This is a genomic window from Streptomyces sp. NPDC127117, from assembly GCF_042677325.1.
Taxonomy (GTDB): domain Bacteria; phylum Actinomycetota; class Actinomycetes; order Streptomycetales; family Streptomycetaceae; genus Streptomyces.
On record NZ_JBHXTM010000020.1, the window covers coordinates 1 to 14,833 of the forward strand.

Annotated in this window: 6 protein-coding genes and 1 tRNA gene; 5 read left to right on the forward strand and 2 right to left on the reverse strand. The window is 69.0% G+C overall.

Annotated elements, in window-relative coordinates:
• The first annotated feature begins 295 nt into the window (after positions 1–295).
• A tRNA-Thr gene (locus ACFVH0_RS19075) sits at positions 296–368 on the forward strand.
• 58 nt (positions 369–426) lie between these two features.
• Here the strand turns inward: ACFVH0_RS19075 and ACFVH0_RS19080 are convergent.
• Positions 427–1,185: a 2-phosphosulfolactate phosphatase gene (locus ACFVH0_RS19080; protein WP_385821579.1), complete on the reverse strand. Its 759-nt coding sequence runs from the start codon at positions 1,183–1,185 to the stop codon at positions 427–429.
• A 54-nt stretch (positions 1,186–1,239) separates the two neighbouring features.
• A complete protein-coding gene (locus tag ACFVH0_RS19085; RefSeq protein ID WP_385821581.1) occupies positions 1,240–3,894 on the reverse strand; it encodes a SpoIIE family protein phosphatase in 2,655 nt (884 codons plus the stop codon).
• A 401-nt stretch (positions 3,895–4,295) separates the two neighbouring features.
• On the opposite strand from ACFVH0_RS19085, the gene ACFVH0_RS19090 reads away from it, so the two are divergent.
• The 4 genes from ACFVH0_RS19090 to ACFVH0_RS19105 all read left to right on the forward strand — a co-directional run bounded on the left by ACFVH0_RS19090 (position 4,296) and on the right by ACFVH0_RS19105 (position 14,670).
• Complete coding sequence (locus tag ACFVH0_RS19090; protein ID WP_385821583.1) at positions 4,296–9,725, forward strand: HAMP domain-containing protein; 5,430 nt, start codon at positions 4,296–4,298, stop codon at positions 9,723–9,725.
• 244 nt (positions 9,726–9,969) lie between these two features.
• Complete coding sequence (locus ACFVH0_RS19095) at positions 9,970–10,644, forward strand: two-component system response regulator (RefSeq protein ID WP_385821584.1); 675 nt, start codon at positions 9,970–9,972, stop codon at positions 10,642–10,644.
• A gap of 242 nt (positions 10,645–10,886) precedes the next feature.
• Positions 10,887–13,655 carry a DNA translocase FtsK gene (locus tag ACFVH0_RS19100; protein WP_385821585.1) on the forward strand — a complete coding sequence of 923 codons (2,769 nt, stop codon included), beginning with the start codon at positions 10,887–10,889 and terminating at the stop codon, positions 13,653–13,655.
• A gap of 214 nt (positions 13,656–13,869) precedes the next feature.
• Positions 13,870–14,670 carry a helix-turn-helix domain-containing protein gene (locus ACFVH0_RS19105; protein WP_385821587.1) on the forward strand — a complete coding sequence of 267 codons (801 nt, stop codon included), beginning with the start codon at positions 13,870–13,872 and terminating at the stop codon, positions 14,668–14,670.
• Positions 14,671–14,833 lie beyond the last annotated feature (163 nt).

Consider the following 14,833-nt stretch of genomic DNA (forward strand, 5'->3'; position numbering starts at 1 on the left):
CTAAGCCTTTCAGCGCCGATGGTACTGCAGGGGGGACCCTGTGGGAGAGTAGGACGCCGCCGAACTCCTTTTACGGGAAAGCCCCGTGTCCTTGTAGACACGGGGCTTTTCTGCGTTCACGGTCCGGCCGATGGCGGCGAGCACGGGCCGGCCGGGCCTCGCCCGGTCAGGTCCCACATGGTCAGGTGTGGGGCGGCGCTGGGTGCGGTGAGGACTCGTCAGAGTCGTCTGCGGCCAGTGGTTTTGAGCATCCCCGAGTTCGGGGTATGCTTTATCTCGTTGCACAGCGCAGCACGCCCCAATAGCTCAGTCGGTAGAGCGTCTCCATGGTAAGGAGAAGGTCTGCGGTTCGATTCCGCATTGGGGCTCCGAAGAACAGGAAAGGCCCCCGCCAGCTGGCGGGGGCCTTTCCTGTTGGTGCGGAAGTTATCCGGCTGCTGTGAATGCCCCGTCGGTCAGGACCGGCACCGTGTCGGAGACGTCCAACTCCGTTGAGATACGTACGTCGTCGGGGAAGCCACCCGAGACGAGTTCCTGCCCGGATGCGCAGGCGGTCACCGCGGCGATGACATCCGGCGTCGTCTCGAAGCATGCGGCCGCTGTGGCCGCCTCGGGCGACAAGGGACCGCCACGATGCTTCCTGAGCGCCGAGAGAACGGCTCCCGCGCCCAACAGGTCCTCCAGGGCGGGACGCAGGCTGCCGTCCGGCCAGCGCTCGCCGGAGGCGATCACGGCAACCGGGCGGGCTGACGTCCCGTAACCATTGCGGGCGAGCCAACGGCCCACCGCCGTCGCATTGCGCAGACAGCCCGCGACGACCGTCGAACCACCCGCCGCGGCGGAGATCGACGAACCGTTGGGAGAGGGCAGGACCAACCGTGGGGTGAAAGGCGCGTCCTTCAGAGCCGCCGGTGACAGCGACCAGGGCGACGCCGATGTGGCCATGCGCCGTCCCACGGCCAATCGCGCGTCCACGCGGCCGGCGAAGACCGATGCCGACGCGTCACGCCAGGCGTACGGGAACACCCGAATACCGGACTCCACGGCCACCGTCACCGAGGTGGTGAACGACAGCACGTCGACCACCACCAGACACGCGACCGCTGACGAGAGCCGTTCGGCGCCCGTGGGGCCCCAGTCGAACCGTGCCCCACTGCCCGCTTGCAGATACCAGTCGTCGTCCATGGCGATGACAATGGCAGCCGCAGGTCCGCCACGGGCCGCAGGGGCGTCGGTGTACTACAGGCCCTGGGCGGCGGGCGGTTCCGGGACGCGCATGGCGAGGATGGCCATGTCGTCCGAGGCCGGCTCGGCGGCGAAGCGTTCCACGGCCCGCAGGATGCGAGCCGCCACCGCACCCGCCGTGAGGCCGGTGCAGGTCGCCAGGACCTCGGCCAGACCGTCGTCGCCGAGCATGCGGGTGCCCTCCCGGCGCTCCGTGACGCCGTCGGTGACACACAGCAGGACATCGCCCGGGGCGAGGGTGACCGTCTGCTCGTAAAGGTCGAGGTCCTCGATGACGCCCAGCAGGGGCTGAGGCTCGGCCGCCGCTTCGACCGAGCCGTCCTGACGCAGGCGCAGCGGCAGCGGGTGCCCCGCGCAGACCACCTTCAGGAGTGCGCTGCCGTCCTCCTGGGGCCACAGCTCGCCGTACAGGAGGGTCAGGAAGCGGCTGCGGGCGCCCTCGTCGAGGATGGCGGCGTTGAGGCGCTCCAGGACGGCCGGGCCGCCGAAGCCCTCGCGGGCGAGGAGGCGCAGGGCGTGGCGGGCGAGGCCCGTGACGGCCGCGGCCTCCGGCCCCGTACCGCATACGTCACCGATGGCGAAGCCGTAGGCGCCGTCGCGGATCGGGAAGACGTCGTAGAAATCGCCGCCGACCTCGTTGCCCTCACCGGCCGCGCGATAGATGACCTCGATCTCGACGTTGGGGACCTCGGGCAGCCCCGGCGGCAGCAGACTGCGCTGCAGGGACTGGCTGATCGCCATGCGCTCCGAATAGAGGCGCGCGTTGTCGAGAGCCAGGGCGGCGCGGCGGGAGAGGTCCTCGGCCAGTTCCAGGATCTCCTGGCGGAAGTGGTCGTCGGAAGGCTTTCCGAGCGTGAGCATGCCGATGACGCGATTGCGGGCCACGAGCGGCAGGACCACCGTCTCCCCGCCCACGGCGGCCGCGGTGGCCAGCGTCGTACGGATTCCGGGGCCGAGCCTGCCCGGTTCGCCGAGCCTGCCGGTCTCACCGAGGCCGAGAGTGCGCATGGACGTGCGCAGGGCCGCCTGGTGGGCCGCCTCGGACGGGGCGGCCCAGACGCGCGCTCCCGGGGTCGGCACCGGGTCCGGGGGCGCGATCTTGGAGAGCAGGGCCTTGAGGCCGTCGATGCGCTCCTCGTCCTCGTGCAGCACATAGGAGAGGTACGGGTCGGACGACTGGTCGGCGATCGTGTAAACGGCGCACCAGGTGGCCAGGGTGGGAACCGTCATCTGGGCCATCAGCGCCAGGGTCTGGTCCCGGTCGAGGGTGCCGGCGAGCAGGTCGGAGGCCTCGACGAGGAAGGAGAGCGAGCCGCGGCGGAGCCGTTCCAGCTCGCCCAGGCGGGCCGACTCGACCGCGAGCGCGATCCGGTCCGCGGCGAACTGAAGGCGCAGGGCCTCCTCGTTCGAGTAGCGGCCGGCTGCCTCGGCCGCGACACCCAGGGAGCCCGTGAGCCGCCCCTCGACCTTCAGCGGGACGGTGACGACGGAACGCATCCCGGTCCCGCCGAGCAGCGGTACGGCGCCCGGAACGTTGTCCAGGTCCTCGTGGACGGCGGGCATCCGGGCGGATCCGTACCGTCCCGTTCCGGCCTCCACCGGGACGCGGGCGAAACGCTGGCGGGCGGAGGGCAGACCGGTGGTGGCCCGTACCTCCAGTTCCGTTTCGTCGTCCGTCGCCAGCAGGAGGAAGGCCGCGTCGGCGTCGAGCATGTCGCGGGCCCGCTCGACCGTGCGCTGGAGCAGGCCGTCGAGGTCGTCGGGGGCGGGGGATCCGATGAAGATCTCGAACGGGTCGGTCTTGCCGCTCTCGGTGTTCGTGTCGGACACCGGTGTGCGGGCCGGCGACTGGAGCACCGCGCGTTCGTAGTCGCGAACGAGCAGGCAGACGGTCGAGGGTTCGCCGCGGGTGTCGCGGACCCGCAGGTGCGAGGCGTAGACGGGGATGATCCGGCCATCGGCGCCGCGGATCCCGTAACTGCCCTCCCAGCGCGAGAGCTGGAGCGCGTCGACGATGCCCGTGTTGGTGCCGGGAGTCTGGGGCCAGGCGGTGAAGTCGGTGAGCTGCTTTCCGGTGACCTGTTCCGCGGTGTGGCCGAAGAGGAACGCGGCGTCCTCGTTCCACGCGGCGATGGCGCCCGAGCTTTCGATCTGGACGACCGCCACCCGGACGCGCTCGTCGGCGACCGGGAGGAGACCCACGGGGAGGAGCGGGCCCGCCGAGCGGATGCCCACCGGGCGTTCGGGAAGATCGAGCTGGAACCAGACATGTTTGCGGGTGGGCGAGTACTCGACGCCCCACCGGGTGGCGAGTGCCGCGCAGAGCAGCAGTCCGCGGCCGTTCTCGCGGTCGGGGTTGCCGAAGTCCGGGCCCGTGCTCTGGAGCGGGATCTCGCGTTCCGGATAGTGGTCGGAGACCTCGATCCGGACGCCGTCCTCCGTGCGCAGACAGAGCACGTCGGCGGCGGTGCCCGCGTGGACCACGGCGTTGGTCACCAGCTCGCTGGTGAGGACGACCGCGTCGTCGACGACGTCCGTGTAGCCCCACCCCTGGAGGGTGTCGCGGACGAAGGCGCGGGCGGTCGCGACGGAGCGCCCGACCGGGTCGAAGGTGGCGGCCGCACGCGCGGTGATCACAGAACTCCCCATGTGGTGTCTCGTCGCTTCCCCGAGTCCTGTGCCCGTTTCTCGCCGCTTCGATTCGCCTGCCAGGCTAGACGCTCGGTCTGTGTGCCGGGTACACGAGGGGCGACTTCGGACAGGAGCGGACAGGAACCGACCTGTGACCGGACAAGTGTGGCCTTCCCGACAGAGGGATGCGGGACAACCATTGGAGGTTGCACCCCGGCTGCGTCCGGCCTGGTACGTTTCAACGATTTGACGTCCCCATGGTCACCCGTCGACGGTGGGCTGTGGCGATGAGCCGAAGAAGAACTGGGCAAGCTCCCAGACAAGGCCCGAGCGATACGGTCAACCCCTGCGGGAGGGACACGGTGGAGTCTGGCGTGGCGGCGCGGGGCGAAGGCACGCGCACAAAAGGCGGACAGTCCGTGAAGAAACAGCGCAATGGAACCATCGATGTCGACGCGGCGGCGCTCAACAGACTGTTGGCGGGGCTCGTGGCGATGCGCGACGGGAATTTCCGCAGGCGTCTGACCGTCTCGGGCGACGGTGTGATGGCGGAGATCGCGGCGGTCTTCAACGAGGTCGCCGACCGCAATCTGCATCTGACCGGCGAGCTGGCCCGGGTACGGCGGATGGTCGGACGCGAGGGGAAGCTCACCGAGCGGCTGGAGACGGGCGCCTGCGAGGGCTCCTGGGCCGCCGCGATCGACGCCTCCAACGAGCTGGTCGACGATCTGGCCCGCCCGGTCTCGGAGGTCGGACGGGTGCTGTCGGCGGTGGCCGACGGTGATCTCGAACAGCGGATGGAACTGCGGTCGCACACGTCGGACGAGACGGTACGGCCGCTGCGCGGCGAGTTCCTGAAGGTCGCCCGTACGGTCAACAGCCTCGTCGACCAGCTGTCGGCGTTCACCGAGCAGGTGACGCGGGTCGCGGTCGAGGTGGGTACCGAGGGCAAGCTGGGCGGACAGGCCCAGGTACGCGGGATGTCCGGGTCGTGGAAGGACCTCACGGACTCCGTGAACACCATGGCGTACCGGCTGACCGCGCAGGTGCGCGACATCGCCCTGGTGACGACGGCGGTCGCCAAGGGCGATCTCTCGCGGAAGGTCACCGTCCATGTGGCCGGTGAGATGCTCCAGCTGAAGAACACCGTGAACACCATGGTCGACCAGCTCTCGTCGTTCTCCTCCGAGGTGACCCGGGTCGCCCGCGAGGTGGGCACGGAGGGCGAGCTCGGCGGTCAGGCGACCGTGCCGGGTGTGGCGGGTGTGTGGAAGGACCTGACCGACTCCGTCAACACGATGGCCGGGAACCTCACCTCCCAGGTGCGAGGGATCGCCGAGGTGACCACGGCGGTCGCCAACGGCGACCTGTCCCAGAAGGTCACGGTGAGTGCCCGCGGCGAGGTCGCGCAACTGGCCGAGACCATCAACCAGATGACCGACACGCTGCGGCTCTTCGCGGACGAAGTGACCCGGGTGGCCAGTGAGGTCGGTGGCGAGGGTCTGCTCGGCGGTCAGGCGAAGGTGCCGGGGGCGGCCGGTACCTGGAAGGACCTCACCGACTCGGTGAACACGGTCTTCCGGAACCTGACGACCCAGGTGCGGGACATCGCTCAGGTGACCACTGCGGTGGCCAACGGTGACATGACGCAGAAGGTCACCGTGGATGTGGCCGGTGAGATGCTGGAGCTGAAGAACACCGTCAACACGATGGTGGACCAGCTGCAGTCCTTCGGTTCGGAAGTGACCCGGGTGGCCCGGGAGGTCGGTCTTGAAGGCCGGCTGGGCGGTCAGGCCGAGGTGCCCGGTGCGGCGGGGACGTGGAAAGACCTCACCGACTCGGTGAACGCGGCGTTCCGCAACCTCACGGGGCAGGTGCGGGACATCGCGCAGGTGACGACCGCGGTGGCCAACGGTGATCTGTCGCAGAAGGTCACCGTGAATGTCGCGGGCGAGATGCTGGAGCTGAAGAACACCGTCAACACGATGGTCGCCCAGCTCTCGAACTTCGCCGACCAGGTGACGCGGATGGCGCGTGACGTGGGTACGGAGGGCCGGCTCGGTGGCCAGGCCCGGGTGGACGGCGTCTCCGGCACCTGGAAGGAGCTCACCGACTCCGTCAACTTCATGGCCGGGAACCTGACTTCGCAGGTCCGTCAGATCGCCCAGGTGACCACGGCGGTGGCGCGCGGTGACCTGTCGCAGAAGATCGACGTGGACGCTCGGGGCGAGATCCTGGAGCTGAAGAACACGATCAACACGATGGTCGACCAGCTCTCCGCCTTCGCCGAGCAGGTGACCAGGGTGGCCCGCGAGGTCGGCACCGACGGACGGCTCGGCGGGCAGGCACAGGTGCCCGGCGTGGCCGGCGTGTGGCGCGATCTGACCGATTCGGTGAACGGCATGGCGGGCAACCTGACCGCTCAGGTCCGTAACATCGCGCAGGTCGCCACGGCGGTGGCGCGCGGTGACCTGTCGCAGAAGATCGACGTGGACGCTCGGGGCGAGATCCTGGAGCTGAAGAACACGATCAACACGATGGTGGACCAGCTCTCGAACTTCGCCGAGCAGGTCACCAGGGTCGCCCGCGAGGTGGGTACGGAGGGCATGCTCGGCGGCCAGGCCGAGGTGCAGGGGGTGTCCGGTACGTGGAAGGACCTCACCCAGTCCGTCAACGGCATGGCGAACAACCTGACCATGCAGGTCCGCAACATCGCCGAGGTCACCACCGCGGTCGCCAACGGCGATCTCTCCAAGAAGATCACCGTCGACGCCAAGGGCGAGATCCTCGAACTGGTCACGACCGTCAACACCATGGTCGACCAGCTGCTCAACTTCGCGGACGAGGTGACGCGGGTCGCCCGTGAGGTGGGCACCGAGGGCATCCTCGGCGGTCAGGCGCGGGTGCCCGGTGCGACCGGCATCTGGAAGGACCTCAGCGACAACGTCAACCTGATGGCCAACAACCTGACCAGTCAGGTGCGGAACATCTCCCGGGTCTCCTCGGCGGTCGCCAACGGCGACCTGAGGAAGAAGGTCACCGTCGAGGCGCGCGGCGAGGTCGCGGAGCTCGCGGACACCGTCAACACGATGGTGACGACGCTGTCCTCGTTCGCGGACGAGGTGACCAGGGTTGCCCGTGAGGTGGGCACCGAGGGCGAACTGGGCGGCCAGGCACGGGTGCCGGGCGTCTCGGGGACGTGGAAGGACCTCACCGAGTCGGTGAACTCGATGGCGTCCAACCTGACCGGTCAGGTAAGGCAGATCGCCGCGGTCACCACGGCGATCGCCAAGGGCGACCTCACCAAGAAGATCGACATCGACGCGCGCGGCGAGATCCAGCAGCTGAAGAACACCATCAACACGATGGTGGACCAGCTGTCCTCGTTCGCCGAACAGGTGACCCGGGTGGCCCGCGAGGTGGGCACGGAGGGGCAGCTGGGCGGTCAGGCCCGGGTCCGGGACGTCGACGGCACCTGGCGCGACCTCACCGAGTCGGTGAACGAGATGGCCGGGAACCTCACCCGTCAGGTGCGGGCCATCGCGGCCGTCGCCACGGCGGTGACCCGCGGCGACCTCAACCTGAAGATCGATGTGGACGCGGCCGGCGAGATCCAGGCCCTGCAGGACAACATCAACACGATGATCGCCAACCTCCGCGACACCACGGCGACCAACAAGGAACAGGACTGGCTCAAGGGCAACCTCGCCCGGATCTCCGGCCTGATGCAGGGGCGCCGCGATCTGGACGACGTGGCCTCGCTGATCATGAGCGAGCTGACCCCGGTCGTCTCCGCGCAGCACGGCGCGTTCTTCCTGGCCATGCCGACCGGGGACACCGGCGCGGTCGGCACGGACAGCGACAAGGACAACTCGTACGAACTCTGCATGCGGGGCAGCTACGGATACTCGGCGGGTTCGATGCCGACGTCCTTCCGGCCGGGCGAGACGCTCATCGGCACCGCCGCGGAGGAGAAGCGGACCATTCAGGTGGACAACGTTCCGCCGGGCTATCTGAAGATCTCCTCCGGTCTCGGCGAGGCACCTCCCGCGCATGTGATCGTGCTGCCGGTGCTTTTCGAGGGGAAGGTGCTCGGTGTGATCGAGCTGGCGTCGTTCCAGCCGTTCACCCACATCCAGCGGGACTTCCTCAACCAGCTCGCCGAAATGATCGCGACGAGCGTCAACACCATCAGCGTCAACACGAAGACCGAGAAGCTCCTCGAACAGTCGCAGGAGCTGGCCGAGCAATTGCGGGACCGTTCACAGGAGTTGGAGAACCGGCAGAAGGCGCTCCAGGCCTCCAACGCGGAACTGGAGGAGAAGGCCGAACTGCTGGCCCAGCAGAACCGCGACATCGAGGTCAAGAACACCGAGATCGAGGAGGCCCGGCAGGTTCTGGAGGAGCGCGCCGAGCAGCTCGCCGTCTCGATGCGCTACAAGTCCGAATTCCTGGCGAACATGTCGCACGAGTTGCGTACGCCGCTCAACTCGCTGCTCATTCTGGCCAAGCTGCTCGCGGACAATGCCGAGGGCAATCTCTCGCCGAAGCAGGTGGAATTCGCCGAGACGATCCACGGCGCCGGTTCCGACCTGCTCCAGCTGATCAACGACATTCTCGACCTGACGAAGGTCGAGGCGGGCAAGATGGACGTCAGCCCGACCCGGATCGCGCTGGTTCAGCTGGTGGACTACGTGGAGGCGACATTCCGTCCGCTCACCGCGGAGAAGGGGCTCGATTTCTCCGTGAGGGTCTCGCCGGAACTCCCCGCGACGCTCCACACGGACGAGCAGCGGCTTCTGCAGGTGCTGCGCAATCTCCTCTCCAACGCGGTGAAGTTCACCGACAGCGGGGCGGTCGAGCTTGTCATCCGGCACGCCAACGAGGATGTGCCGAACGCCATCCGGGAGCAGCTCCTGGAGGCCGGCTCGCTGCGTGACGCGGACGCCGACCTGATCGCGTTCTCGGTCACCGACACCGGTATCGGGATCGCCTCCAGCAAGATGCTGGTGATCTTCGAGGCGTTCAAGCAGGCGGACGGCACGACCAGCCGCAAGTACGGCGGCACGGGGCTCGGGCTGTCCATCAGCCGGGAGATCGCCCGGCTGCTGGGTGGCGAGATCCATGCGGCGAGTGAGCCGGGCCGCGGTTCGACCTTCACGCTGTATCTGCCGCTGCACCCGAGCGAGTTGCCGCCGCAGGGGTATCCGCAGATCGGCCCCGGTCCCATCGAGGGGCACGGCGTCGCGGCCGAGGAAGGGCTGCTGCCGGAGGCCGGTCAGGGTGCCGACCCGGCGGCCGCGGCACCGGACGCGGGTGGTGCAGCCGGCCTGATGCGGCATCGCCGCAAGAGCCTGGGGAGTGCGGAGCGGCGGCCCGCGCTGCCGCCCCGGAGCGTCGCGCCGGTGGCTCCGCCGGAGCCGTGGACGCTCGCCGGGCAGGAGGAGCCCGAGGTCCGCAGGACGTTCCGGTTCCGCGGCGAGAAGGTGCTCATCGTCGACGACGACATCCGCAACGTCTTCGCGCTCACCAGCGTGCTGGAGCAGCACGGGCTTTCGGTGCTGTACGCGGAGAACGGACGCGTGGGCATCGAAGTCCTGGAACAGCACGACGATGTGACGGTCGTACTGATGGACATCATGATGCCGGAGATGGACGGCTATGCCACGACGGCGGCGATCCGAAGGATGCCGCAGTTCGCCGGGCTGCCGATCGTCGCGTTGACCGCGAAGGCGATGAAGGGTGACCGGGAGAAGGCGATCGAATCCGGCGCTTCCGACTATGTCACCAAGCCTGTCGATCCTGATCATCTTCTTTCCGTAATGGAACAGTGGATGCGCGGAGAGTGATCATTGATCAAGGGATTTCGGACGAGTTGCTGATCGACTGTGCTCGCGGGGGTGTGAGAAGGCGCCGTACGGGGAACCTTCTCGTCCCCCACCGCGTTTCGGCTGTGTGCACAGTGACATCGCGGTGACAGGGTGTGGCGACGGGCGGGGTGCGGCTACCATGACCGGCACAAGGACGGACGGCGTAAGGGAGTCGTCCCCTGGGGCGGCGCCCGGTGCAATTCCGGGGCGAGGAGGACGGGCCATGGTGCAGAAGGCCAAGATCCTCCTGGTCGATGACCGGCCGGAGAATCTGCTGGCGCTGGAGGCCATCCTCTCTGCGCTCGATCAGACACTGGTCCGGGCATCGTCAGGGGAGGAAGCGCTCAAAGCGCTGCTCACGGACGACTTCGCGGTCATTCTGCTGGACGTCCAGATGCCGGGCATGGACGGTTTCGAGACCGCCGCGCACATCAAGCGGCGGGAACGGACCCGGGACATCCCGATCATCTTTCTCACCGCGATCAACCACGGCCCGCATCACACCTTCCGGGGATACGCGGCAGGCGCGGTGGACTACATCTCGAAGCCTTTCGACCCGTGGGTGCTCCGCGCCAAGGTCTCGGTCTTCGTCGAGCTGTACATGAAGAACTGCAAACTGCGCGAGCAGGCGGCGCTGCTGCGGCTCCAGATCGAGGGCGATCCGGGCGGTGGGGACCACGACAGGGAGCCGGCCGGGCTGCTCGCCGAGCTCTCCGCTCGGCTGGCGGCCGTCGAGGAGCAGGCCGAGGCGCTCTCCAAGCAGCTCGACGACGAGTCGGCGGACGCCGCTGCGGTGGCCACCGCAGCGCATCTGGAGCGGAAGCTCACCGGGCTGCGCCGGGCGCTCGACGCCCTGGAGCCCGGCACCGGAAGCGGCACGGCCACCCTTCCCTCGTAACGCCGCGGCCGTTCCGTAGCGACCGGGTGCCGGGGAGCGCCGGTGGTGCGACTTCCGGCCGGGGGCGGGTGGTTGCCTGGATCCCCGGCCCAACTGCCCCTTGCGCGGCGCCGTTCGATGGCCCGTGAACGGGATCCCCGGCGGTGAGGTCGCGTCAGTTCGCCGCCCCTGTACAGCGACACGGACGGGTGAAGCGGCACGCGCTCGTGTTAACAGCCTTCGACACCGGTAACCTCGGCACCATGGCCTCACGTACGTCCGGCAAGGGTTCCCAGGGCACGGCGGGCACCGCGAAGCGCGTCGGCCGTACCGCGGGGCCGGCCAAGAAAGCCGCGCCCGCGAAGAAGACCGCCGCCAAGAAGACCGCGCCCGCGAAGAAGGCACCCGCCAAGAAGACCGCGGCGAAGAAGGCGGCCCCGCCCAAGCCCGCCCCGTCGCCCACCGGTGGTGTGTACCGCCTGGCGCGCGCCGTCTGGCTCGGCACGGCCCACGCCGTCGGAGCGACGTTCCGCGGCATAGGGCGTGGCGCCAAGGGGCTCGATCCCGCACACCGCAAGGACGGCGTCGCACTGCTGCTGCTCGGCCTCGCGCTGGTCGTCGCCGCCGGCACCTGGTCGAATCTGCGCGGGCCCGTCGGCGACCTCGTGGAGATGCTCGTCACCGGGGCCTTCGGCCGGCTCGACCTCCTCGTACCGATACTGCTCGGCGTCATCGCCGTACGCCTGATCCGCTACCCGGAGAAGCCCGAGGCCAACGGGCGCATCGTCATCGGGCTCTCCGCCCTCGTCATCGGGGTGCTCGGGCAGGTCCACATCGCCTGCGGATCGCCCGGCCGCGAGGACGGCACCACGGCGATGCAGAACGCGGGCGGGCTCATCGGATGGGCCGCCTCCAAGCCGCTGATCTACACCATGGGCGAGGTCCTCGCCGTACCGCTGCTGTTGCTGCTCACCGTCTTCGGGCTGCTGGTCGTCACCGCCACCCCGGTGAACGCCATTCCGCAACGGCTCCGGCTGCTCGGCACCAAGCTGGGCCTCATCCACCCGGAGTACGACCCCGAGGCGGACGAGGAGAACGACGACGACCGCTACGAGGAGCAGTGGCGCGAGCAGCTTCCCGCCCGCTCCCGCCGCTCCCCGGGCCGCCGCTCCGAAGAGCCCGCCGAGTACGACCCCGACCAGGCCGAGGCCGAGGCGCTCTCCAAGCGCCGCCGGCCGCGCAGGCCCTCCGCGCAGCCCGCCATGAACCGCACCCTGGACGCGGTGGACGTGGCGGCGGCCGCTGCCGCGGCCCTCGACGGGGCGGTGCTCAACGGCATGCCGCCCTCGCCGATCGTCGCCGATCTCACCCAGGGCGTCTCCGTCGAGCGCGAACGCCAGGGCACACCCGTGCCGGGCGCCAGGGAGGGCGAATCCGGCGCCGGGGGAGGGAAGCCGTCGGCAGCCACGGGCGGCGTGCCCGATCTGACGAAGCCGGTGCCCGACTCGCAGTCCCAGCCGCTGCCGGCCCGCGCCGAACAGCTCCAGCTCTCCGGCGACATCACCTACTCGCTGCCCTCGCTCGACCTGCTGGAACGAGGCGGTCCGGGCAAGACCCGCAGCGCCGCCAACGACGCGATCGTCGCGGCCCTGACCAACGTCTTCACCGAATTCAAGGTCGACGCCGCCGTCACCGGCTTCACCCGGGGACCGACGGTCACGCGGTACGAGGTGGAGCTCGGCCCGGCGGTGAAGGTCGAGCGGATCACCGCGCTCGCCAAGAACATCGCCTACGCCGTCGCCAGCCCCGACGTCCGGATCATCTCCCCGATCCCGGGCAAGTCCGCGGTCGGCATCGAGATCCCCAACACCGACCGCGAGATGGTGAACCTCGGCGACGTACTGCGCCTCGCGGACGCGGCCGAGGACGACCACCCGATGCTGGTCGCGCTCGGCAAGGACGTCGAGGGCGGCTATGTGATGGCCAATCTGGCGAAGATGCCGCACGTGCTGGTGGCCGGTGCGACCGGTTCCGGCAAGTCGTCGTGCATCAACTGCCTGATCACCTCGGTCATGGTGCGGGCGACCCCGGACGACGTCCGCATGGTGCTCGTCGACCCCAAGCGCGTGGAGCTGACCGCGTACGAGGGCATCCCGCACCTGATCACGCCGATCATCACCAACCCGAAGCGCGCCGCCGAGGCACTCCAGTGGGTCGTCCGGGAGATGGACCTGCGGTACGACGACCTGGCCGCGTTCGGGTACCGGCACATCGACGACTTCAACCAGGCCGTCCGCAACGGCAAGGTCAAGCCGCCGGAGGGCAGCGAGCGCGAGCTCTCGCCCTACCCGTATCTGCTGGTGATCGTCGACGAGCTCGCCGACCTGATGATGGTCGCCCCGCGTGATGTGGAGGACGCCATCGTCCGCATCACCCAGTTGGCCCGCGCCGCCGGTATCCATCTGGTGCTCGCGACCCAGCGGCCCTCGGTCGACGTCGTCACCGGTCTGATCAAGGCGAACGTGCCCTCCCGGCTCGCCTTCGCGACCTCGTCGCTGGCCGACAGCCGGGTCATCCTCGACCAGCCCGGCGCCGAGAAGCTCATCGGAAAGGGTGACGGTCTGTTCCTGCCGATGGGGGCGAACAAGCCCACCCGAATGCAGGGCGCCTTCGTCACCGAGGACGAGGTCGCGGCCGTCGTCCAGCACTGCAAGGACCAGATGGCGCCGGTCTTCCGCGAGGACGTGGTGGTCGGCACCGCCAAGAAGAAGGAGATCGACGAGGACATCGGCGACGACCTGGATCTGCTCTGCCAGGCCGCCGAACTGGTCGTCTCCACCCAGTTCGGATCCACCTCGATGCTCCAGCGCAAGCTGCGGGTCGGCTTCGCGAAGGCCGGCCGGCTGATGGATCTGATGGAGTCGAGGAACATCGTCGGACCCAGCGAGGGATCCAAGGCGCGCGACGTCATGGTGAAGCCCGACGAGCTGGACGGGGTGTTGGCCCTGATCCGCGGGGAAGCCGCTCCGTAGGAGAAGTGGGCGAAGTACGGGCAACCGTTTCGCCGGGTCGTACGTCAAGTTGGAGGGAGGGGCGGCAGAATTGTCCTTCCCCGGGGCGGTCCGGAGAATCGGACGGTGTTCGAGTCCGATGGAGGACAAAGTCCTTCCTCCCGGTTGCCCCACCCTTTCGTACCACCCCTAGACTGAACACCCAGCAGGTGGCTCACGCTCGAAAGGCGCCCCCGTGTCCATCGGCAACTCCCCCGAAGACGACCGGCCTTCGATCGGTCGAGTGCTCCAGCAGGCTCGTATCGCCGCAGGTCTCACGGTCGAAGAGATCAGCTCGTCCACCCGGGTGCGCATCCCCATCGTGCACGCGATCGAAGAGGACGACTTCTCCCGCTGCGGCGGCGACGTGTACGCACGCGGCCATATCCGTACCCTCGCGCGTGCCGTCGAGCTCGATCCGGAACCGCTGGTTTCGCAGTACGACGCGGAACACGGCGGCCGTCCCGCACCCACGCCCGCGGCGCCGCTGTTCGAAGCCGAGAGAATCCGTTCCGAACCCCGTCGGCCCAACTGGACGGCGGCCATGGTCGCGGCGATCGTCGCCGTCGTCGGTTTCGTCGGCTTCACGTTCCTCAAGGGCGGCGACGACAGCCCTGCGGCCACCCAGGTCGCGGAGGGCCCCGCGCCGCACAAGAAGAGTCCCGCACCGAAGTCCGACAAGCCCGTAGACCCCAAGCCGGCGCCCTCCGACAGTGCCATCGCCGCAGCCCCCAGGGACAAGGTGACGGTCCGGCTCGACGCCAGCCAGGGCAAGAGCTGGATCTCCGCCAAGGACCACAACGGGCGGCTGCTCTTCGACGGTCTGCTGCTGCAGGGTCAGACCAAGACCTTCCAGGACCAGGAGCGGATCGACCTCGTCCTCGGCGACGCGGGCTCGATCGAGCTCTTCGTCAACGGCAAGAAGGTCGAGGACAAGTTCCAGCCCGGCCAGGTCGAGCGGCTCTCGTACACCAAGGGCGACCCGGCGGTCGGCTGACCCCGTACGCACTGTTCCCTCAGGCGGTCCCCGGAACATGGCGAGGCCCCCCGCCACCCCCCCGGGCGCCCGCGCGAAATTTGTCACGTGGTTCACGCGGTCCCCGCCCGCGCGCCGGGCCTGGCCGGGCAACACGTGTGAGAGCCCCAGTACCAGCCCCGCG

Excerpts from the sequence above, each read along its gene's own strand:
- ACFVH0_RS19080 (WP_385821579.1), bottom strand. The coding sequence starts at position 1,185 with ATGGACGACGACTGGTATCTGCAAGCGGGCAGTGGGGCACGGTTCGAC.
- ACFVH0_RS19085 (WP_385821581.1), bottom strand. The coding sequence starts at position 3,894 with ATGGGGAGTTCTGTGATCACCGCGCGTGCGGCCGCCACCTTCGACCCG.
- ACFVH0_RS19095 (WP_385821584.1), top strand. The coding sequence starts at position 9,970 with ATGGTGCAGAAGGCCAAGATCCTCCTGGTCGATGACCGGCCGGAGAAT.
- ACFVH0_RS19100 (WP_385821585.1), top strand. The coding sequence starts at position 10,887 with ATGGCCTCACGTACGTCCGGCAAGGGTTCCCAGGGCACGGCGGGCACC.